General features: G+C 70.2%; 18 protein-coding genes. 11 read left to right on the top strand and 7 right to left on the bottom strand.

Translation table 11 applies throughout. The features are described from left to right. Both FJV41_RS21865 and FJV41_RS21870 read left to right on the top strand, forming a co-directional pair. Window positions 1–1868 (top strand): response regulator (locus tag FJV41_RS21865; protein ID WP_497812662.1); only part of this gene is annotated, 1868 nt, incomplete at its 5' end. Window positions 1869–1996: 128 nt separating this feature from the next. Further along, window positions 1997–2311 (top strand): hypothetical protein, encoded by a 315-nt coding sequence (locus FJV41_RS21870; RefSeq protein ID WP_141644470.1) that lies wholly within the window; start codon window positions 1997–1999, stop codon window positions 2309–2311. A 67-nt stretch (window positions 2312–2378) separates the two neighbouring features. On the opposite strand, the gene FJV41_RS21875 is transcribed toward FJV41_RS21870, so the two are convergent. Both FJV41_RS21875 and FJV41_RS21880 read right to left on the bottom strand, forming a co-directional pair. Then, the gene (locus FJV41_RS21875) at window positions 2379–2660 is read right to left on the bottom strand and encodes a hypothetical protein (RefSeq protein WP_246137330.1); all 282 of its coding nucleotides are present in this window, start codon (window positions 2658–2660) and stop codon (window positions 2379–2381) included. A 100-nt stretch (window positions 2661–2760) separates the two neighbouring features. Beyond that, on the bottom strand, window positions 2761–3426 hold the full coding sequence (locus FJV41_RS21880) for a hypothetical protein (RefSeq protein WP_141644471.1): 666 nt from the start codon (window positions 3424–3426) through the stop codon (window positions 2761–2763). Window positions 3427–3560: 134 nt separating this feature from the next. On the opposite strand from FJV41_RS21880, the gene FJV41_RS21885 reads away from it, so the two are divergent. The 3 genes from FJV41_RS21885 to FJV41_RS21895 all read left to right on the top strand — a co-directional run bounded on the left by FJV41_RS21885 (window position 3561) and on the right by FJV41_RS21895 (window position 5717). Then, window positions 3561–4850: a nucleotide disphospho-sugar-binding domain-containing protein gene (locus FJV41_RS21885; RefSeq protein WP_181790828.1), complete on the top strand. Its 1290-nt coding sequence runs from the start codon at window positions 3561–3563 to the stop codon at window positions 4848–4850. Between the two features lie 200 nt (window positions 4851–5050). After that, window positions 5051–5347, top strand: coding sequence for a hypothetical protein (locus FJV41_RS21890; RefSeq protein ID WP_141644472.1), 297 nt, complete (start codon window positions 5051–5053; stop codon window positions 5345–5347). A gap of 109 nt (window positions 5348–5456) precedes the next feature. Further along, on the top strand, window positions 5457–5717 hold the full coding sequence (locus FJV41_RS21895; RefSeq protein ID WP_141644473.1) for a hypothetical protein: 261 nt from the start codon (window positions 5457–5459) through the stop codon (window positions 5715–5717). An 87-nt stretch (window positions 5718–5804) separates the two neighbouring features. Here the strand turns inward: FJV41_RS21895 and FJV41_RS21900 are convergent, their stop codons facing one another. The 5 genes from FJV41_RS21900 to FJV41_RS21920 all read right to left on the bottom strand — a co-directional run bounded on the left by FJV41_RS21900 (window position 5805) and on the right by FJV41_RS21920 (window position 13348). Beyond that, window positions 5805–7511 carry a DUF3616 domain-containing protein gene (locus FJV41_RS21900; RefSeq protein WP_141644474.1) on the bottom strand — a complete coding sequence of 569 codons (1707 nt, stop codon included), beginning with the start codon at window positions 7509–7511 and terminating at the stop codon, window positions 5805–5807. Window positions 7512–7610: 99 nt separating this feature from the next. Next, the gene (locus tag FJV41_RS21905) at window positions 7611–8111 is read right to left on the bottom strand and encodes a VOC family protein (protein ID WP_141644475.1); all 501 of its coding nucleotides are present in this window, start codon (window positions 8109–8111) and stop codon (window positions 7611–7613) included. Window positions 8112–8270: 159 nt separating this feature from the next. Further along, the gene (locus FJV41_RS21910) at window positions 8271–10307 is read right to left on the bottom strand and encodes a zinc-dependent metalloprotease family protein (protein WP_141644476.1); all 2037 of its coding nucleotides are present in this window, start codon (window positions 10305–10307) and stop codon (window positions 8271–8273) included. Between the two features lie 179 nt (window positions 10308–10486). Beyond that, window positions 10487–11689, bottom strand: coding sequence for a formaldehyde dehydrogenase, glutathione-independent (gene fdhA / locus FJV41_RS21915; RefSeq protein ID WP_141644477.1), 1203 nt, complete (start codon window positions 11687–11689; stop codon window positions 10487–10489). 198 nt (window positions 11690–11887) lie between these two features. Continuing rightward, window positions 11888–13348: an RluA family pseudouridine synthase gene (locus FJV41_RS21920; RefSeq protein WP_141644478.1), complete on the bottom strand. Its 1461-nt coding sequence runs from the start codon at window positions 13346–13348 to the stop codon at window positions 11888–11890. A gap of 170 nt (window positions 13349–13518) precedes the next feature. Between FJV41_RS21920 and FJV41_RS21925 the strand changes: the two genes are divergently transcribed. From FJV41_RS21925 to cheB, 6 genes are read left to right on the top strand one after another with little or no spacing between them, the layout of a single operon-like run. Continuing rightward, complete coding sequence (locus FJV41_RS21925) at window positions 13519–13992, top strand: chemotaxis protein CheW (RefSeq protein WP_141644479.1); 474 nt, start codon at window positions 13519–13521, stop codon at window positions 13990–13992. Next, entirely contained in the window at window positions 13989–15893 is a 1905-nt protein-coding gene (locus FJV41_RS21930) for a CheR family methyltransferase (protein WP_141644480.1), read from the top strand. The genes FJV41_RS21925 and FJV41_RS21930 overlap by 4 nt, the downstream gene beginning before the upstream one ends. Continuing rightward, window positions 15893–16504: a chemotaxis protein CheW gene (locus FJV41_RS21935; protein ID WP_141644481.1), complete on the top strand. Its 612-nt coding sequence runs from the start codon at window positions 15893–15895 to the stop codon at window positions 16502–16504. The genes FJV41_RS21930 and FJV41_RS21935 overlap by 1 nt, the downstream gene beginning before the upstream one ends. Next, entirely contained in the window at window positions 16501–18144 is a 1644-nt protein-coding gene (locus FJV41_RS21940; RefSeq protein ID WP_141644482.1) for a methyl-accepting chemotaxis protein, read from the top strand. Before FJV41_RS21935 ends, FJV41_RS21940 begins: the two co-directional genes overlap by 4 nt. Further along, window positions 18144–20516 (top strand): hybrid sensor histidine kinase/response regulator, encoded by a 2373-nt coding sequence (locus FJV41_RS21945; protein WP_141644483.1) that lies wholly within the window; start codon window positions 18144–18146, stop codon window positions 20514–20516. The genes FJV41_RS21940 and FJV41_RS21945 overlap by 1 nt, the downstream gene beginning before the upstream one ends. Next, window positions 20513–21574: a chemotaxis-specific protein-glutamate methyltransferase CheB gene (gene cheB / locus FJV41_RS21950; protein WP_141644484.1), complete on the top strand. Its 1062-nt coding sequence runs from the start codon at window positions 20513–20515 to the stop codon at window positions 21572–21574. Before FJV41_RS21945 ends, cheB begins: the two co-directional genes overlap by 4 nt. The last annotated feature ends 71 nt before the right edge of the window (window positions 21575–21645 follow it).

The following is a 21645-nucleotide window of genomic DNA, read 5'->3' on the forward strand; positions in this document are numbered from 1 at the left end:
CCACGCGACTGGCCCCCGCGCCATTTCCGCCCGGCCCCCGCGCGGCCCGGACACGCCAGCAATTGGGCGCCATCCTGCTGACGCGCGGCATGCTCACGCCCCACGTCCTGGACGAAGCCCTGGCGCTCCAGAAACGCAAGGGCGGCAGGCTGGGCCAGTTGCTCGTCCACGAGCGCTGGCTGGAGCCCGAGAACCTCGTGCGCGCGCTGTCCGAGCAGTCCGGCCTGCCACACATCACCGACGAGAAGCTCCAAGCCCTCCCGGTGCCCAGGGAGCTCATCCAACAGATTCCCCGCGAGCTGTGCGAGCGACTGTGCGCCGTCCCCATGGGACTGCGTGGACGCGAGCTGTTCTGCGCGGTGCAGGACCCTCGGGACGTGCAGGTCACCGACGCGCTCAAGTTCTCCACGCGCGCCGTCGCCGTCCAGGGGCTGTTCGCCACGGAGCAGGCCATTCGCAAGGCCATCCAACGCTTCTACACCGAGGAGGAGCCCCGCCCCCGGGAGCGCGTCCCCATCGAGCTGGAGGAGGAGCCCGATGTCGGCGGGCACGCGCGCGTGCTCCAGTTCGCGGAGCAGTTCACCGGCCGCGCGGTGCTCGACGAGCACACCTTCACGCCGACCGAGTCACCGGACACCAGGACTCCCGCCTCCATGGAGACCGCGAGCCGGGTGACGCCGCCCCGGAGCGACGTGCGCGCGCGCATGGTGTTGCTGGTGGCGGAGCCCTCCGAGCCTCGCGAGGCCGTGGTGCGACTGCTGTTGATGCAGGGCCTGGCGGCGGCGACCAGTCCCTCGGCCGATGCCGGACGCGCGCTCGCGCTCGGGGGCTATGACCTGGTGCTCGTGCTCGAGGACTCTGTGACGGACGCCGCTGGTCTCGCGCAGAAGCTGCGCGCCGCGCATCCCCAGGTGGAGGTGCGCCTGCTGCCTTCCTACAGCGCGGCGTTGATGGGCGAGGGCGGACCGCTGGCGCGGCTTGCCGAGACGCAGGCGCGACTGCTGGATGGAATGCTGTCGATGCTCGGCGGCAGCGCGACGCTGGCGCCCTTCCTGACGAAGCTGGCGCGACGCATCGCGGTGAGGCTGGGCGCCGGGCGCGTGGACGAGGCCGTGCTCGGCACCGCGGCCTGCGCCCTGGCCCTGGCCGCGCGACTGGAGGAACCCCGCCGCTTCACGCTGCCCTCGCGCGCTCGCGCCCTGGTGCTCGCGAGCAGCGGCATGCCCGAGGTGACCGAGCTGCTGGTCGCCGTGCTGCCGGAAGGCGAGGAGCGCGCTCCTCCCGTGGGACGCGCGGCGGGGGCCCTGCTGGGCGCGGCGCGCTTCGTCCAGGAGGTCCAGAGCGCGCAGCCGACGCCGGCCAGGGCGGCCCAGGCGCTCCAGGCGCTTCGCCAGGACGCGCGCCTGCCCATCCCAGTCCTGGAGGCGCTCACCACGGAGCTGGAGGCCAGCGCGCTGGCTGACCAGACGGCGCCCCGGGTGGTGGTGGCCGAGACGGACGGCGCCAATGCGATGACGCTGCAGATCCGCCTCATGGCGGAGGGCTTCAGCACCGTGCGCGCCCGGACGCGCGCGGACGTGGAGAAGGCCGTGGGCGCCGGCGCGCAGGCGGCCATCCTGGCCAACCCGTTGCCGGATGGAGACCTGCACTCGCTCCTGCAAGCGCTCCGGAAGAACCCGGCCACCGAGGACCTTCCCGTCTACCTCATCGTCGACAAGGAAGACGCCGGCGTGTTCACCGCCAGCCTGGAGGCCGGGGCCGATGACGTCCTGGTCCGCTCCGCAAGCCCCGAGGTGCTCATCGCCAAGCTGCGCCGGGGCATCCAGCAGCGACAAGGTGCCCGCCGAGGCGCGAGGACCGCGCAGTGAGGACTCCCCGGACCCTGGCGCACCCGCGAGCCGCGCTGTTCAGAGCTGCACAGCGCGGCCCATGACGCATGCGAGCAAGTCAGGCCTCGGATGCATCATCGCGGTGTTCCCTTCACCAGGAGCTCTGAATGACGCTGAAGCCTGCCTTTGGATTCGTGCTGGCGCTGACCGTCGCGGTGGGAATGATTGCCGCCACCTTCCCTCGGGATGAACCTGTCGCGGACGATTCCACCACCCCAGCCGCCAGCGCCTGCGACGCGGACAAGCAGAAGCTGCTCATGTCGAGGGCGCGCAGCGGGCTCCCGCTGGACGCCACGCCTGCCCTCTTCTCTGACGAGCCGGTGGGTCTGCTGGGCTACTGCTCCTACGACTGTTCGAGCTGCTCCTCCACCGCGGAGTGCCGGGCTCGCGGCGCGGGCTCCTGCTACAACATCTGTCCCTAGTTCCAGGGGCTCGGCCCGATGCCCCTCACAGGGAGCATCGGGCAGGGCCCGCGAGCAGCCAGGGGCATCAGCCGCAGGTGGACGAGAAGTCCGTCACCGCGAAGCTGGTCCGGCGGCCGGAGAGCCACGCGGTCTGATAACACTCACATGAGATGTATCCGACCCACTTCGTGTACGTCGCGTCGGAGTAGTAATCAATCCAGTAGGACTGGTTGCCGCAGAAGGGCAGCGCGTCCTCGCGCGTGTCGAGCGCGGCCTGCTCCTCCTCCAGCGCCGGCTCCATGCCACCACAGCCCATCGTCAGCAGTGCCGCCGTCAACAACCCACCCAGGATGTTCCTGCTGCGCACGTGTGCACCCTCCACCGGGCCATGATTGGGCTTCCGGTGGAGCAAACCTAGCATCAGTCGCGCAAAGCAGGACAAGACGGCAAAAATGACTCAGCCTGTCTCAAGGATTGCCGGTGGCGTAGGCCCACAGCTCGATGGGCGTCGCGTAGTAGATCCACCCGAAGAAGCCTCCCACCGCGGAGCGCGCGGGCGGCCGGAGGTAGGCCTTGTCTCGCATGCCGAGCAGCTTCAGGAGCCCGCCGAGGGTACACGTCCAGAGCAGTTGCAGCAGGGACGTGATGACATACGAGGCCGCGACGAAGGGCAGGTAGAAGGGGCCGAAGATGCGCGCCTGGAGCAGGTGCATCTTCTCGTGTTGTCCCGCGCCGCCCAGGTTCACCGTGCCCAGCGTCTGGAGCACGTTGTTTCCGAACGAGCCTCCCGGGTTGGCTCGATAGACAATCCAGCCCTGTCCCTCCGAGTCGGGGCGGGACAGCTTGCCGAAGAAGACATAGACGATGTTTCCGAAGATGAAGCCGAACAGCGTGTTGGGCAGGCTCCAGGTGAGGTCGATGATGAGCTCCACCCAGCCCTGCGCGGAGGGCAGCGGATAGATGCGCAAGAGCCCGGCCTCCAGGCCGTACCCCAGCCCCAGCGGTAGCCCCAGCAGCAGCGCGACGCCCGCCGGGAAGGCGCCTCCCGTCACCGCGCTGACGAGGAGCAGGACTCCCGGCACCAGCACGAGTGACAGCAGCACCGTCAGGAAGGACTGCGTTTCCTTGGACATGGTCCCCACCTCTCGAAGCTCGAAGGGAAGCCACCGTGGCTCCCTCTGACGTGGAGTGGTGGAGCCCCCGCTGTGACACCCGGGCAGGCACACCGGGGGGCAGGCGGCACGACAGGTCGTGCTAAGCGTCCTCCATGTCGAGCATCTTGATGGCGGCCCATCCGACGGCGGGCCACACCAACGCCTTGCGAGTCCTGGGCGGACGGTTGCGCGAGCTGGGCCACGACGTCGCGATGGCCCTGGCCGCGCCGCCCCTCCCTTTCTCCGACCTCTGGCCCGAGCCCCTGCGCGTCGCGACGACGCTGCCCCACGCCATCCAGCGCGACGGCCTGCGCCTCATCCGGCTCCAGCCCTCGCCCGCCATGCTCTGGTATGGGGCCCGCATCCCGCGCGCCCGCGGCGTCGACGAGCTGGCCCTGGCGCTCCGGCTGTTCACCGCAGGGATGAAGTCCCAGGCCCGCCACCTCGCCCGGGAAATCGAGGCGGCCCACATCGATGTGGTGCTCGGTGACTACCTCATGCCGGCCGCACTGCTCGCCGCCCGACTGACACAGCGGCCCTATGCGGCGCTCTATCACTCGGCGCTGCCCTTCCCCGTGGAGGGGGCGTCACCCTTTGGCAGTGGACTTCCGGATGATGCGCCCCGTGATGCGACCTGGGCGCGCGCGGAGGCAGCGACGCAGTCGCTCGGCCGCTGGTTCGATGAGCGCGTCGCACGGGACGCGAGCGCGCTGGGTGTGCAGCTCCGCGGGGGAGGGCTGCTCTCCGCGCCCATCTCCGACGACCTCAATCTTCTGATGACGATTCCCGAGCTGGAGCCGGGCCTGAAGCTCCTCCCGGGCCCCGTGGAGATGGTGGGGCCCTGCCTCCCGCGCGCCCGCGACGCGGACCAGGACGACCCCGCGCTGCGCGCCCTTCAGCCGGGGCGCCGCCATGTGTACGTGTCGCTGGGGACCGTGTTCAACGGACAGCCTCGCGTGTTCAACGCCATCCTCGACGGACTGGCGCGACATGACGTCCACACCGTCGTCAGCGCGGGCGCCAGCTTCGGCCGACTGGAGCCTCGCGCCGGCCCTCGCACGCTTGTGTTCCGTCAGGTGCCCCAGGTGCCCTTGCTCCGGCGCGTGGACTTCGTCGTGACGCATGGCGGGAACAACACCGTGCAGGAAGCGCTCGCCGCGGGCCGACCCATGGTGGTGATTCCCTTCGGCGGGGACCAGCTCGCGAACGCGCGTCGCGTGGAGCGGCTCGGCGTGGGCGTCGCGGTGCTTCCCTCGGCACTCGACGCGACCTCCGTCGCCAGTGCCCTCTCCCGACTCCTGGAGCCCGCCGTCACGGCCCGGGCCCGCGCGCTCGCCGCCGCGCTGGAAGGCGTGGACGGAACGGAGCGCGCGGTGCGAGCGGTGCTGCGATTGGTGAAGTGAGCGCTCACCCAGGGCGCTGAGGAGTTTCGCGGGGCTCGGAGAGCGCTTGCGCGATTGCAGTCTCCAGCCAGCAATCCCGCGGCGACTTGTAGTCCGCGGCCTACAACCGGCTCCGCGCCGGCTCGTCCTTTCGCGCCCTTAGGTCGTGGCCCCGGCCTTGCTTTGCTGTCGTCCAGAGCCCCTCGGACAGGAGCAGGACCATGAGCATTGGAAGCGCGACCTCCATCAAGCAGTTCATCAACCAGCCCAAAGTCGACAACACGCTGCCCAAGCCCATCTGCGACACTCCGGGCACCCAGCCATCCGCGGCCATGCCGTCTCCGACGGGCGCGACGAGCTGCTTCGAGCCCCAGAAGCCGAAGAGCCCCGTGAACCTCATGCCCGACTTCCCGGGCGCCATCTGCACGCCGACGGGCGCTCCGACGCCAGAGGCGCGGACGGAGGACCCCTTCAAGGCGCTCCTCGCGCTCACCCACGGTGAGCAGGAGCCGCGGTAGGCCCTCATCACTCACGGCCACCTGCTTCCCCCTCGAAATCCATCCAAGACTTTCAACCTGACGTCAAACACACGGGAGCGCTCGCTCCCGACGACATGGAGTCACGAACATGAAGAATCCCCTGGCGTGGTTGGTAGGCATGGCGGCCCTCGTGTTGACCGTGGGCTGTGGTCCCATGGAGCCCGACGAGACGCTGGACACCCCCTCCGAGGACAGCGCTCAGACCAGGGAGGTCTCCGCGGCCGCGACGAAGACCTGCAGGGAGAAGTGTTCCGACAATCTGTCGAGTTGCAACGGCAGATGTGGCGGCAACCTGGGATGCCTGGCGGGCTGCTCCGCCGTCTATTCCATCTGCATCTCTGGCTGTTGAAGCCCCCCTCGAAGTCCCCACACCCCTCCTGGGGCGAGACTCCTCTTCTTCCCGGAGTCTCGCCCCGGGCATCTTCCGCGCCCTGAATCAGTCGACGTGCACGAACACGTCGCTGAAGCTCTGGCTGGAGGATGCGACGTCCTTGCACTCCGTCCCCCCCATCAAGCGCGAGCCCATGTCGAAGAGCACCTGCACATCCAGCGAGCCGGGATAGGGGATGACGGCCTCCGGCGCGGAGTTCTCCGGCGCGGTCAGGTCCACCACCTTCACTGGCGCGCTGCTCGCGTCGCCCGACCACTTCCAGAGGGCGAAGGGGCCACTGCTCTCGTCATGTGGACCGCTGAGGAGCAACATCGCCTGGTGGGCCTCCGACCACGCCATGCCTCGCAGTCCCTGGCCTCCCAGATTCAGGGGGATGGCTCGACCAAACCGAGCAGTGGCTCCCGTGAGGACGGCGTCCGGATTGGTCAGCGTCACCACCAGGGCACTGGAGCCCACGCGTGGGTTGCGGAAGCCGATGGCCAGTTCGCCCGAGGGCAACGCCGCGAGCCCCTCCACGTTGGTGCCGTTCAGCTTTGGCGCGAGCGAGGCCACCGTGGGCTCCGCCAACCGTGAGCGCGCATTCAGCAGCGTGATGACGGCCGAGTCCGGAGCATCCCAGTTGGCGGCGTCGAGCAAGTCACGCAGCAGCGTCGAGGACGTCCCCGCCACCTGCAGGGTGACCGAGGGCACGGTGCCCGCGACATCCAGCGCGAAGAACTTGTAGCGCGACGACTCCAGTTCTCCGTCCTTGTTGCGCGCGTGCGAGCCCGTCACGTAGAGGCGATTGCCCACGCGGGCCACGTCCTCCAGGTCCGCCTCGTCCGACGACGAGAGGCCGATGGCGGCGCTCACGTCCTGGGTCTTCACCGCGGTGGCGCTCTGGCTCCGCGTGTAGATGCGCACGGACTGGGACTCGTCATTCACGTTCAGGAAGTGCGTCCCATCCACCCAGGCGCCACCGGAGCCGTCACAGGTGCCCTTGAACGTCCCCGAGGCGGGCACCTCGCCTCCAGGCGTCCCCGATGCCTCCCACGTCACGGTGAGCCTGGGACGCGACGCCTTCGTCGAGTACTCGCTCGAGCGCAGCTCCAGGCGGTTGTCATTGTCCTTGTTGGCGAGGATGAGGCCCTGATTGCTCGCGGGTGTACTCACCCACCGCTGCACCGCCGCCACCCCCTGGGCATTCAGCGCCACGGTGTACGTGCCCGTCGCGGGCGCTCGAAGCGTGCCCAGCACCGTGGAGTCCCTGTCTCCCGTCCCATCCGCGCCGTTCGAGGCCCAGTCCTGGTTGTTGTCCGCCTGCTCCCAGGTGACCTGGCTCTCCGTCCAACCGCGCGTCAGCGCATACAGCTGATAGTCCTGGTCGGCCTTGTCGGACACGGTGACGGTGAGCGAGGCGGAGCGGACGACGGCGTTGGCTGGAATGGCGGACACGTCCCACGCCAGCAGGGCGAAGTTCTCGTTGCCACTGCCGGCGGGCGTGTCTCCGCTCGCGGAGAGCTTCGTGTCGCTCCCGTGGTTGGCGTCGGAGTCCTCTTCCTCAATCATCGCGTCCCGGGTGCCCGCGTAGTCCGTCGTCGGGGCCACGCCGTCCTGGAATGACGTGCTCTGGGTGGCCGCCAGCGGCTGGGTGAAGGGGAGCGAAGCCTCCAGCTCCGTGTCACGCAGCGCGGGTTCCACTTCTCCGCATCCTCCCAGGAGCCAGGAGGACGCGACGAGCACACCGATGAACGGCCGCTTCAATCCACGCATGTCATTTCCCTCGCGCATCGTGCGAAGCCGCACCGTCTCCTGGCTCGCGAATGGATGCCGTGACGATTCTGTCGAAAGTCCTCGCGGGCGCGTCGACAGCTATCCGGCCGCCCTGCGCAGGGCGTCGAGGTCGAGCTTCTTCATCTTCAACATCGCCTCCGTCACGCGGCGGGACTTCTCCGAGTCCGGGCCCGCGAGCAGTCGAACGAGCTCGGTGGGCACCACCTGCCACGACACGCCGAAGCGGTCCTTGAGCCAGCCACATTGCTGGGCGCGCTCGTCACCGCCTTCGGACAGGCGTGACCAGTAGTGGTCCACCTCCGCCTGCGACTCGCAGTTCACTACCAACGACAGGGCCTCCGTGAACTTGAAGTGGGGACCTCCGTTGATGGCCACGAAGTCCTGGCCGTCGAGCTGGAACTCGAGGGTCATCACCGCGCCAAGGGGCTGACCGCTCACCTTCGCGCTCGGCTCGTTGTAGCGCGTCGTCGTGACGACTCGCGAGTTCGGGAAGACCGACGTGTAGAGCGCGACGGCGGCCTCCGTCTGCTTCTGGTCGGGGAACCACAGGAACGGGGTGATGCGCTGGAACTTGGACATGAGCGGCTCCTTCGGGCTGTGCCTCAGGAGCAAACTGAACAGGGTCCGTGCACCCGGCTCGCCGCCGTGGCTTGAGAGCCCTTGAGCAGCCAATGGGTCGCCTGGCCGAGAGGAGCCGGGTGCTCGACGCGAGCGCGGGCCGGCTCCCCTCCCCTTCAGCTACTCAACCACGTGGACCGTGGCGGTGGTGCTCGCCACGATGCCGACTTCGTCCTGGAAGAGCTCCAGGCCCACCGTGTGGGTGCCCTGGGCATTCGCGGGAATGGCCTTCGTCATCGTGAAGGTGAAGTCGCCACCCGGCGGCAGGTTCACGCCCCAGTCAGACCAGCTCGTGTCCCAGCCCGTCGTGTCGTTGTTCCAGAAGTCGTACCAGACCCAATTGCACGAAGCGGAGTCGTGGTTCTGCACGTACACCGTCCAGGTGACGTCCGTGCCCGGCGCCGCCGTCACCGCCGTGGGCGAGAGCGTGAGCGTGGGAGTCGCGGAGATACAGCGCTCGACGACCTCCTGCGCGGCCGTGCCCCTCACGGTATGGCCATTGCGCGTGACGTCCACGCCCGTGGTGTACGTCCCCGGCGCCGCGGCGTACGGCGTGTAGAGCTGGAGCGTCAGCGACGTCGAACCCGACGCGGCGATGGTGCGCTGCGCGGGCAGCGGGTCGGAGCTCCAGCCCGGCGGGAGGATGGCCGCGAGCTGGAAGACGCTCGGGGTACAGCCCACCGAGTCACGATTGATGATGAGCAGCTCCACCTCGGGGCGGCTTCCAGGCCAGACGGTGGGCTCGAAGGGCGTCACCTCGACCTCGGGCGCGGCTCGGATGCAGGCGGCCTGACGGTACTGGAGGGTCACCGTGAGCGCGGTGCTGGTGGCGGAGACGACCGTCACGGAGAGGTTGCTGTACGGGTCTTCCCACGTCGTGCCCGGCAGCAAGGCCGGGTCGCTCCAGGACGCGGTCCCCGGCGTGAAGTCGAGCAGGTGCGTGCCATCCCGCGTGTCCGCGTCCTCGTAGTGGATGAGCGCGCCACCGAACACCTGGGACGGCAGCGTCGACTCGTAGCTGCCCACCTGCTGGCGGTACTCCAGCCACAGCCACGCGTCATTGCCCTGCCCCCTTCGCACCTTGAGGGCCTTCACGCCGCCTGACGCCACCACCGGCGCGAGCGTGAAGGTGCCTCCCACGCCATCCACCTGGACCACCGAGGACGGAGCCAGCCAGCCGATGCGCGCCTTGTGAGGCACCGCGTAGTGGCCCAGGTTCCAACGACCCATGGTGGAGAAGACGTCGCCGTACTCGTCCAGCGTGCCCGCCAGGTTCAGCAGCGACAGCGGCTCCGCGCCGAAGTCGCGCGTCTGCGAGTGGTTCAGCGACAGGTTGTGCCCCGCCTCGTGCGTGATGAGCTGCACGGCGCTGTCGTGGGTGTTCATCGACTGCGCGACGAGCCACGCGGTGGACGCCGTCACGGTGCCGTCCGGCGTCGCGACCTGACCGCAGGACAACGTGGCCAGCCCCCCGTAGTAGCAGCCCGCCTGCGGACGCGGGTGGACGATGAAGATGCGGTCATATTGCGTGAAGTCGACGTCCGCGTCGGCCGCCTGGAGCGCGGCCGTGCGCATCGCGTCCGACTCCTCGCAGGCATAGGCGCGGTCCAGCGTGTACCAGCCCACCACGTCACCTGTCGTCGTGGTGCGCCCCTCGGAGACCTCGCTCCAGTACCCCGCCAGCGAGCGGCGCGTGGTGGAGAAGAAGGCCTCCTCCATCCCTTGCGGCGTGTTCGAGGGAGTGGCCATGCCAGGGAACGCCGCCATGATGACCAGGCTGCGCTGCACACCGGTGACACCACACGTCCCCAGCGTGGAGCTGGCGGACCGGGTCCGCGTGTCCACCTCCACCGATTGAGCGACGAGCTGGCGCGCCGTCTTCTGTCCACGCAGCTTCACGTGCAGGCCACTGCGCAGGCCCTTCGGCGCGTCGCCCTTGAACACCACCGGGTGACGCTCGCGACCGGTGACGAGGACGTACTCCTCATGAGAGGCGTCGAGCGAGGGCGCATCCACCACCCGGACCTCCAACTCGCCCTCCCACGCCTCCTCGCGCGACACCTGCTCCGGTGTTTGAGCCTCTTCGGATGAAACACAACCCTGAATGCCACAGGCCGCGAACCACACGGCCGCCACCATGTTCCACGTGCGGGACATCTCGCCTCCGGCGAACGGCGTCCCCGAGCGTGTGTCGCCCGAGGAGCGCCGCGCGCCTTGTGCCCCCGCCCGCACGCGGTGGCAACAGCGCAGGTGGAGGGCACGAGGAATTCACCCGGGGGCACGTGGCGAGCCGTCGCACGTGCCCACGTGGAGGAAGACGTCCCTGGTCGCGGGACTCAGGCGGACTTCTTCTTCAACATCCCATGCGGGTCGATGACGAACTTGCGAGCCACGCCCGTGTCGAACTCGTGGTAGCCGCGCGGCGCGTCGTCGAGCGAGATGACGGTGGCGTTGACGGCCTTCGCGATGGGCAGCCGGCCGTGGAGGATGGCCTGCATGAGCTGGCGGTTGTAGCGCAGCACGGGCGTCTGCCCCGTGAAGAACCGATGGGACTTGGCCCAGCCCAACCCGAAGCGCATGCGCAGGTTGCCCTGCTTCGCGGCCTCGTCCTTGGAGCCCGGGTCCTCGGTGACGTAGAGCCCGGGGATGCCGATGCCACCCGCCGCGCGGGTAATCGCCATCAGGGAGTTGAGCACCGTGGCGGGAGCTTCCGTGGTGGCCTGGGCGCCATGGCCGCGCGCCTCGAAGCCCACGGCGTCCACGGAGGCATCCACCTCCGGCACACCGACGACCGCTTCAATCAGCTCCTCGAGCTTGTCGCTCTTGGTCAGGTCGATGGGCTCGAAGCCGGAGGCCTTCGCGTGCTTCAGCCGCTCCGGGTTCATGTCACCCACCATCACCACCGCCGCGCCCAGCACATGCGCGGAGGCCGCCGCCGCGAGCCCCACGGGACCGGCACCCGCGACGTACACCGTGGAGCCGACACCGACGCCCGCCATGACGGCACCATGGAAGCCCGTGGGGAGGATGTCCGACAGCATGGTCAGGTCGAGAATCTTCTCCAGCGCCTGCGCCTTGTCCGGGAAGCGGATGAGGTTGAAGTCCGCGTAGGGGACCATGACGTACTCGGCCTGTCCGCCCACCCAGCCGCCCATGTCCACGTAGCCGTAGGCGCCGCCCGCGCGGCCCTTGTTGACGTTGAGGCACACGCCCGTCTGCTGCTCACGACACGTGCGACAGCGACCACAGGCGACGTTGAAGGGCACGGTGACGAGGTCGCCGATGGCGAGGTACTCGACGTCCTTGCCCTTCTCGATGATTTCTCCGGTGATTTCGTGGCCGAGCACCAGGCCCTTCGGCGCAGTGGTGCGTCCGCGCACCATGTGCTGGTCCGAGCCACAGATGTTGGTGGAGACCACCTTGAGGATGACCCCGTGCTCGATGGATTTCCCCTCGGGGTTCACCATCTTCGGGTAGTCGATGGAGCGCACCTCCACCTTTCCGGGACCCAGATAGACGACGCCGCGATTGCTGGCCATGAGCGGACTCCTCCGATGCGGCCCGGCCGTGCCGCGCCGCGTGCAAAGTCCGGTTAAGGCTGGTGACCCTCCGACTCACTGGCACGCAGGGGCGTGGGGGCCATGAAGGGTGTGCCCTCTCGTCTGCCCTCCTGCCCTTCGACTCAGTCCGGATTATCGCGGCTCGAGGGAGCCCTTCCGTGCGCTCGGCGCTGGTCGTCAGAACCGCGCGGGCGAGGAGAAGTCCAGACGCTCCCCTGAAGCAGGGTGGGTGAAGTCGAGCCCCTCTGCGTGAAGCATCAGCCGCGAGTCTTCGACGCCAAAGCGCGCGTCTCCGACGAGGGGCAGGCCCAGCCCCAACGGATGCGCGGCATGGATGCGCAATTGCATCGCATGACGCGTCCGGGGCCAGAGCAGCACGCGTGTGCGCGACTCGCTTCGCTCCGTGACACGCCACTCCGTCACGGCCTGCTTGCCGTGATTCGGGTTCGCGAGCGTTTCAAGGGCACCTGACGTCGTGCCTCGCAAGGGCACGTCGATACGGCCCTGCTCGACGGCGACGAGTCCTTCGACCCAGGCGACGTGCCGGTGCTCGGCTTCGCCACGCGCGAGCTGGCGCTGGAGCGCGGACTGGGTCGCGGTGTCCCGGGCAATCACCTGGAGGCCCGACACCTCTGACTCCAGCTCGTGGACGAAGCGCGCGGCGCTCAGATCCGGGAAGCGTGGCAGGAGTCTGACAAGCACCGAGTCGCGCGTGGGTGAATGCCGGCCCGGCACCGATGGCAAGCCGTGGGGCTTGTCGACCACGAGCAACGCCGCGTCCTCGTGCAGCACGCGGAGCACGTCCTCGTCGCGGGACGTGACTGGCGAAGCGGGCGCGGGGTCCACGGCCAGGCCCTCCAGCATGAACGGCAGCACTGTTCCGCACTTGTTGTCACACGCCGGGTAATACGCACCCGACCGACGGCCTCCTCCGAGCGGCTCCGCGCCCCACCAGAACTCCGCGAGCGCCAGGGGCTTGAATCCGTGACGGTACGCGCAGGCCAGCAGCTTGGGCGCGGCGCAATCTCCCGCGCCTCCCGGCGGCGGACGCGGCGCGAACAGCGCGGCCATGGACCGCTGCCCGCCTCTCGCGTTGGGGACCGCGAAGCCCTGCGACAGTTGACGCCAGAGGGCTCGGGAACGCTCGGCCCGCTCGTGCGCGACCTCGCTCCGGCGCGATTGGAGTTCCCTCAACTCGGCCTTTCGTCCTCGGGGCTCCTGGGCGAGGCGTGCGCATTGCTCCGTCAGCTCCGCGTGCCTCCGTCCCAGTTCGGCCAGCTCCGCCTCACCCTCGGGCCAGAACGCGGCGCGCGCCACGGGGTCGAACACGGGCGGGACGAAGCCCTCCACGTCCCAAGAGCCGCCCAACATCCCGGAGAACGCGCACAAGTACCCCAGCCGTCCTTCCGGCGCCGCGACGACCAGCACTCCGAACATCTTGCCGCCACCGGGCCACCACAACTCCTCCCACCGCGCATGCTCGCGCCGCAGTCGCTGTTGCAACGCCTCCGCGGCCAGACGGGCCAGTCGCACCGGGGGGCCTGACTCGAATGGGCTGGGGAGGCGCGCCGGCACGTCGCCAGGAAGCGGCGGTGCGTCGAAGTACAGCAGGGTCTGGGAGAAACGCGCCTCGCTCACGGTGATACCCGCGTCGGCATCTATCAGGTCCAGGCACCCGCGTGCGGAAAGCGGGAAAACGTGTGTCGCGGCAGGAGGCCAGGGACGCCAGTGGGAACTGGTGGACACACGACGTGCGGGGCGCACGCCGTGTTCGACAGCCCGCAGGACAGCGTCTATGTCCCTCCCACATGGTGCCCGCTCCGCGAGAGGTGCTGCTGTTCACCCTGGAAGGCCAGCGCTACGGCCTCCCCATGGAGGACGTGCGAGAGCTGATTCGCGCCGTGCGCCTGACACCGCTGCCCCGCGCACCCGATGTCGTCGAAGGCCTGCTCAACCTGCATGGCCAGTTGCTCCCCGTGCTGGACCTGCGCCGGCGCTTCCGTCACCCGGCACGTCCCCTCTCGGCGCTCGACCACCTCATCATCGCCCAGGCGGGCCCGCGTCAGGTCGCGCTGCGCGTGGACCGCGCCGAGGGCCTGCGCGTGCTCGCTCCAGGCGAATGGGATGAGACGCCCCGCGAGCTGCCCGGCGTGGGCTACGTGGCCGGCGCCGCCAAGCTGGAAGACGGACTGGTCCTGGTCCATGACCTGCGCGGCTTTCTCTCCGAGGCCGAGGCGCTGGAGCTGGACACGGCGCTCGCCACCTCGACGGAGCGTCCGTGAGGCAAGGGCCGTGGAGCCACGAGGGCTACCCCGCCGTGCTCGCGCTCGTCGAGGAGCGCGCCGGCCTGGCCCCGCCGAGCTGCCCCGCCTCCGCCGAGGAAGGCATCTCTCGCGCCATGGCTCGCGCCGGCGTGAGTGACTTCGACGAGTATCGCGCGCGCATCACCTCCGACTCCGCCGCGATGGATGACCTCCTCACCGAGCTCACCATCGGCGAGACGTACTTCTTCCGCACCCCCGAGCACTTCGAGTTCCTGCGCCGCGTGGTCCTGCCCGCGCTCCGGGAACGCCATGGCCCGGACTACACCGTGAAGATGTGGAGCGCGGCCTGCTCGTCCGGCGAGGAGCCCTATTCGATGGCGGCCCTGCTGATGAGCGAAGGCTGGGGCGAACACATGGCGGTGTATGCCACCGATGTGTCTCGCGCCTCGCTCGCGCGGGCTCGACGCGGGCACTACGGCGAGTGGTCCATGCGGGGCCCGTGGGCTGAACGGATGCGGGTCCACCTTCGCCCCGAGGGCCGGCAGTACGTCCTGTCGCCCGAGGTGAAGCAACGCGTGCGGTTCAGCTACCTGAACCTCGCACTCGATACGTGGCCGTCGCCGGATTCGGGCATCTGGAAGCTGGACGTCGTCTTCTGTCGCAACGTCCTCATCTACTTCAACGGCTCCACCATCGAGGCCGTGGCCCGCCGACTCCACGCTTCGCTGGGTGAAGGCGGTGTCCTCTTCACCGGACCTTCGGACCCACCGCTCGGAGGGCTCGCTCCGCTGGAGCCCGTCCTCACCGAGTGGGGCGTGTTCTACCGACGGCTCCCCCCCGGCACCACCGTGGCCGTCCCCGATGCGTCGCCGTTCGGTGACCGGGGGCGGATGACGGTGCCGCCTTCCGGCGGAGGCCACCCCGCGCATTCGGGTGAGGGCGGCGTGGGTACCGCACCCGGAGGAAGTGCGCGCACCGAGACAGGGGCTTCCGGCAGCACCACACGCTTCCCGGGCGGTGGAGCCGCGAGCCCCTCCGGAGGCCGCGCGGGCGCTCCGGGCTCGGGCCCTTCGGGTGCGGCGACAGGCATCGGCACCTCTGGATTCGCTCCGGGCTCGGGCGCGGCGACAGGCAGCGGCGCCCCTGGCTTCGCTCCCGGTTCGGGCACGACGACAGGCACCCCCGGATTCCCTCCAGGCCCGGGTACATCGGGCACGACTCCCGGACGAGGCTCGGGCTCCACGAGCGCGGGCACGGCGGGAACGACTCACGGACGAGGCACGGGCCCCACGAGCGCGGGCACGGCGGGCGCGGCTCACGGAAGCAACGTCGGCGTGTCTGGCTTTGCACCAGGCGCGGGCACACCGGGTGCGATTCAGGGAACTGGGAGTCCCTCGCCTCGCGCTCCGAGCCCCTCCGAACTCTCCGCTGCCCGCCGCGCGCTGGAGCGCGGGGACTGGCGCGAGGCCGCGCTTCGCATGGGCGCGCTCGATTCAGACCCGGACACGGCCACCGCCGCCGTGCGCGCCATCGCGAACCTCGACGCCCAGGCCGCCGTCTACGCCAGCGCCGAGGCCGCCTCCCGCCATCCCCTCGTCCCCGACCTGCGCTACCTCGAAGCCCTGCTCCTCCTCGGCCAGGGACGTCTGCCCGACGCCGAGCGCTCCGTCCGTCAGGCCCTGTACCTGGAGCCCACCCTCGCCGTGGCGTGGCTCGTCCTGGGACGCGTGCTGCGCCGACTCGGTGACACCCCTGGCGCGCTCAAGGCCCTGCGCGAAGCAGAGGCCCTCTGTGAAGCCCTTCCTCCCGATGCCCCCCTGCCACTCGCGGAGGGAGAACACGCCCGGGACCTCGCACGCGCCGCGCGCGATGAACGCATCCGCTTGGAGAACCCCCTGACTGAAGGCAAGGCACCCTGATGGCTGGCCCTCACGGCATCGACTGGGATTCCGTCCGCGCCCGGCTCGCGAACCTCGTGGCCTCTCGCGAAGCAGAAGGCGCCCTCAGCCCCGAGGCGGAGGCCGCGCTCCTCGACGAGCGCGCTCGCGTCTTGAGCCGCCCCCCCACGCCCGAGGTCGCTCCCGGCACCCTGCGCGAGATGGTGCGCTTTCGCGCCGCCAGCCAGACCTACGCCCTGGAGTCACGCTTCGTGCTGGAGGTCGTCCGCGCCGCGGAGGTGGTGCCCCTGCCCGGCTCGCCTCCCACGCTGCGCGGGCTCACCCTGCTCCATGGCGAGGTCCTCCCCGTGGTGGAGCTCGCCCCGCTCTTCGGCCGCGCTCCGGCGGAGAGCTCGGGCCCCCTGCTGGTGCTGGGGACGAACCGGGCCGAGCTGGGCGTGCGCACCGAGGAAGTCCACGAAGTCACCCAGGTGTCGAGCCAGGACCTGTTGCCCGCCCCCGTCACCCTCGCGGATTCCGCCGGGGGACTGGTGTTCGCGGCCGACAGGGACGGAACACTCTTGCTGGAGGGCGAGGCACTGCTGGGTGACAGTCGCCTCGTGTTCGATTTGTCCGACGAAGGAGTCGTATGAACATCGGGAACCGCATCGCGCTCGGCTTCGGACTGTCCTTGATGGTGTTGCTCATCCTGGCGGTCGTCGCCTTCCAGGGCGCACGCCAGCTCACGGACACCACCGAGGGGCTGCTCAAGGCCCATGAAAACTTCCGCCTCGTCCGCGAGGTGCGCGCCCTGCTCATCGACGCGGAGACCGGCCAGCGCGGCTTCCTGCTCACGGGCGAGGACCCGTACCTGGAGCCCTATCAGGCGGCCCTCTCCTCGCTCCAGCAGGACATGAACATGCTGCGCGACGCGATGGCCCCCTTCCCCGACCAGCGCAACCGCATGGTGCGACTGGAGCCGCTCGTGACGGGCCGTCTGGCGCTGCTCGAGGAGGGCATCCGCCAGCGCCGTGAAAAGGGTCTGGAGGGCTCGCTTCCCATCGTCCGGGGCAACCGGGGCAAGCAGCTCATGGACCAGATTCGCGACGTCATCAACGAGATGCTCGCGGAGGAGCAGGAGCGCTGGACCGAGCACTCCGAGGCTGCTCGGGACACCGCGCGGCAAATCATGTGGGTGCTCGCCATCTGCACCGTGCTGGGACTCATCCTCGTCTCGGCGGGCAGCTATCTCGTCACGCGCAGCATCACCCTCCCGCTGCGCAGGCTCATGATTGGCACGGAGCAGCTCGGCCGCGGCGAGCTCACCCACCGCATCGACCTGAAGGGCCGCGACGAGATGGCGGAGCTGGCGCGCGCCTTCAACGAGATGGCCGAGCGGCGCCAACAGTCGGAGGCACAAATCGCCAAGCAGTCCGAGCAGCGCGAGCACACGCTGCGGACCGTGGCGGAGTTCGTCAATCAGCTCGCGGGCGCCAGCTCCGAAATCCTCGCCAGCACCACGGAGCAGGTGGCCAGCGCGCAGGAGCAGGGCAGCGCGGTGACGGAGACGGTGAGCACCATCGAGGAAATCACCAAGACGTCCGAGGAGGCCGCTGGCCGCGCTCGCAACGTCAGCGACTCCGCGCGCCACGCCGAGGAAGTGGGACGCAGCGGACGGCGCACCGTGGAAGAGGCCGTCGCCTCCATGGGCACCGTGCGCGAGCAGGTGGAGTCCATCGCCTCGCGCATCCTCGCCCTCGCCGAGCAGGCCCAGGCCATTGGCGACATCATCACCACCGTCAATGACATCTCAGAGCAGACGCACATGCTCGCGCTCAACGCCTCCATCGAGGCCAGCCGCGCCGGAGAGAATGGCCGGGGCTTCGCCGTGGTCGCCGCCGAGGTGAAGGCGCTGGCGGACCAGTCCAAGAAGGCCACAGGTCAGGTGCGTCAGATTCTGGGACAGATTCAGAAGGCCACCCACGGCGCGGTGATGACCACCGAGGAAGGCACCAAGAGCGTGGCGGCGACCACGCGCATCGTCGCCGAGGCGGGCTCCACCATCCAGTCGCTGTCGGACCTGCTGGCCCAGGCGTCGCTCACCGCCGCGCAAATCGCCGCGTCCGCCAACCAGCAGGCCACCGGAATCGCCCAGATTCGCCAGGCGATGCATGACGTCAACCAGGCCACGCAGCAGGGCCTGATGTCCTCCCGCCAGACGGAGCGGGCCATGCAGGACATCAACGGCATGGGCCAGAAGCTCAAGAACCTGCTCGAAGAGTACGGGCGCTGATGGACCGCGACCGGCTCGCCCAGGCACTGCTGGCCACGTTCCTCGAGGAGCTCGAGGGGCATGTGGCCTCGCTCAACCGGGACCTGCTCGCGTTGGAGCGGGAGCAGGGGACGCCGCGCGCCGCGGAGCGGGTTGCCGCGCTCCTGCGCACGCTGCACAGCGTGAAGGGCGCCGCGCGCGCGGCCAGTGCCCTGCTCGTGGAGACGGCGTGTCACCGGCTGGAGGAAGTGCTGGAGCCGCTGCGCGACGGGCGCACCGCGTCGCCCGAGCTGTATGAGCTGTGCTTCGCCGCCGTGGATGCGCTGGACGACGCGGGGAGGCGGCTCGCCTCGAAGCAGGAGCTGGCCGGCTCGCCGCTCGACACGTTGTTGCCGGACCTGGAGCGCGCGGCCAACGGCGACGTGTCGGCGCCCCACGCGACGGGCACGACGCCCCATGCACCGGGGGCGGCACGACCTACCGGCGCCACCGACGAGTCTTCCCGTGCACCGGGCGCATCCGCCGCGCGTTCCCGTGCGCCGGGCTCCGCCGCCGAGCCTTCGCGCGCGGCGGGCGCCGCCTCCGAGTCTTCTCGGATGCCCGGCTCCTCCGCCGAGTCTTCCCGGATGCCCGGCTCCTCCGCCGAGTCTTCTCGGATGCCCGGCGCCTCCGCCGAGTCTCCTCGGATGCCCGGCGCCTCCGCCGAATCCTCCGCGCCCGAATCCCCGCCCTCAAGCCCCGTGCTGGAAGCGACGTTGCCGGTGCGCGTATCGGCGCAGAAGCTGGACGCGCTGCTCTCTCGTAGCGGCGAGCTGCGGGTGGCCTCGCTGCGGCTGGAAGGGCGAACGGAGACGCTGGAGGGCGTGCGCGAGGAGCTGGCGCGCATGCGCGAGGCGGTGCAGGGCACGGAGGCCGAGTCCTCGCTGCGCCGGGCCGAGAAGGAGCTGGCGCGCGTGACTCGCGAGCTAGCGGCGGACCAGCGGACCCTGAGCGGCGTGGCCACGGGCATGGACGACGAGGTCCGCCGCGCGCGCACCCTGCCCTTCCTGGAAGGCTGCGAGGGATTGGAGCGCGCCGCGCGCGACGTGGCCCGCTCCGAAGGCAAGAAGGCGCGACTGGAGGTCCACGGCGGCGCGCTCGAACTCGACCGCTCCCTGCTCCAATCCCTGCGCGAGCCCATGCTCCACCTGGTGCGCAACGCCGTGGCCCACGGCCTGGAGTCACCCGAGGAGCGCCGCCGCGCGCACAAGCCCGAGGAAGGCCGCGTCACCCTGTCCGCGCGCCTGCGCGGCAGCCGCGTGGAAGTGACGGTGGAGGACGATGGACGCGGACTGAATCTGGATGCGCTGCGAGCACGCGCCGTAGCCCACGGCATCGATGCCCCCGAGGACGATGAGGACGCCGCGCGCCTCGCGTTCCACTCCGGACTGTCCACCTCCACGCGCGTGACGGAGGTCGCGGGCCGAGGCGTGGGACTGGACGTGGTGCGCACGCAGGTGGAGGCGATGCGCGGCACGGTGGAGGTGAGCACACAGCCGGGCCAGGGCGCGCGCTTCGCGCTCGACGTGCCCCTCACGCTGAGCACCTTGCGCGTCCTGCTGGTGTCCGCGGGAGGACAGATTCTCGCGCTGGCCAGCGAGGGCGTCGCGAGGCTGGTGCGGCTGTCCCCCGACGAAGTGCGCGACGTGGAGGGCCGTCCGACATGGGTGGCGGAAGACGCGCTGGTGCCCCTGGCCTCGCTGGCGGACGTGCTGGGGCTGCCCCCGGGGCCGCCGCGTCAGCGCCGGGGAGCGGTGGTGCTGGCGGCCGGCACCGCGCGCGCCGCGCTGGTGGTGGATGAGGTCCTGGCCGAACAGGAGGCCCTCGTCCGGGCGCTCGGGCCGCGCGTGCGGCGCGCTCGCCACGTGTCCGCGGCGGCGGTGCTGCCAGACGGACGGCTGTCGCTCCTGCTCAACCCCGTGTCCCTCGTGCGGGCCGCGGGGGGCCGTCCCTCCACGGCGCTGTTCCCCGCCCCGGTGACCCAGCGGACGCGGCGACGCATCGTCCTGGCGGACGACTCGCCCACCACCCGCGCGCTGGAGCAGAGCATCCTGGAGGGCGCTGGCTACGACGTGGTGCCCTGTGTCGACGGCGCCGAGGCCTGGGAGCGGCTCCAGGCGGGCGGCGCGGACGCCCTGGTGCTGGACGTGGAGATGCCTCGGATGGACGGCATCGCCCTCACCGAGGCCGTGCGTGCCTCCCCGCGCTTCGCGAGGCTGCCGGTCATCCTCGTCACCGCCAGGGGACGGCCCGAGGACAAGGCTCGCGGGCTGCAAGCCGGGGCCAGTGCCTATCTTGTGAAAAGCGCCTTCGACCCGACGAGCCTGCTGGAGACCTTGAGACGACTTCTATGAGGACAGAACCGTTGCGCATCGTGGTGGCCGAGGACTCTCCCACCGCCCGTCGACTGCTCGTGGAAATCCTCCGCGCCGACCCGGGGCTGAGCGTGGTGGGCGAAGCCAAGGACGGCGTGGAGGCGATGGAACTCACCCAGCGTCTGCGGCCCAACCTGGTGACGATGGACATCCAGATGCCGCGCATGGATGGCCTGGAGGCCACCCGTCGCATCATGACGGAGGTGCCTACGCCCGTCGTCGTCGTCTCCACGCTGGTGGAGCGCGACATCCAGACGTCCATGGCGGCGTTGAGGGCCGGAGCGCTCGCGGTGCTCCAGAAGCCCCTGGGCCCCGAGTCCCCCGACTTCGACGCGGACAGCCGCCGCCTGCGCGACACCCTCAAGGCCATGGCCGAGGTGAAGGTCGTCCGCCGCTGGCCGGACCGGGGCACCGCGCAGACCGCGCCCGCCCCCAGGCCCGCGCCTCGCGCGAAGTCGCTCCGGGCGTCAGTGGTCGCCCTGGCCGCGTCCACCGGTGGACCGGCCGCCTTGTTCCGGCTCCTGTCGGAATTGCCCGCGGACTTCCCCGCGCCCCTGCTGGTGGTGCAGCACATCGCCATCGGCTTCGGCCAGGGTCTGGCGTCCTGGCTGGCCACGGCGGGCCCGCTGCCGGTGCGGGTGGCGGAAGAGGGGGAGCTGCTCCTGCCCGGGCACGTCTACCTGGCGCCGGACGACCGGCACCTGGGCGTCCAGGACGGCCGGGCCCAGGTGTCCAAGGCCGCCCCCGTCAACGGCTTCCGTCCCTCCGCGACGTGGCTGTTCCGCTCCGTCGCGCGCGCGCACGGCCCCGAGGCCCTGGCGGTCATCCTCACCGGCATGGGCCAGGATGGCCTGGAGGGGACCCGAGAGCTGCGCGAAGCCGGAGGCCGCGTGCTGGCCCAGGACGAGGAGTCCTCGGTCGTCTTCGGCATGCCCGGCGTCGTGGTGAGCGCGGGGCTGGCGGACGAGGTCGTCTCCCTGGCCGCCCTGCCTTCCCGCTTGTTGCTCGCTGTCCGGGCGGACACGCAGCCGGGGTGAGCCACAATATCCGCTACTGAATCCTTGCTGGGCGCCTGCCTGGCCCGGAATGGCCTCCGGGTCCTGGGGTG

Source organism: Myxococcus llanfairpwllgwyngyllgogerychwyrndrobwllllantysiliogogogochensis (assembly GCF_006636215.1).
GTDB lineage: Bacteria > Myxococcota > Myxococcia > Myxococcales > Myxococcaceae > Myxococcus > Myxococcus llanfairpwllgwyngyllgogerychwyrndrobwllllantysiliogogogochensis.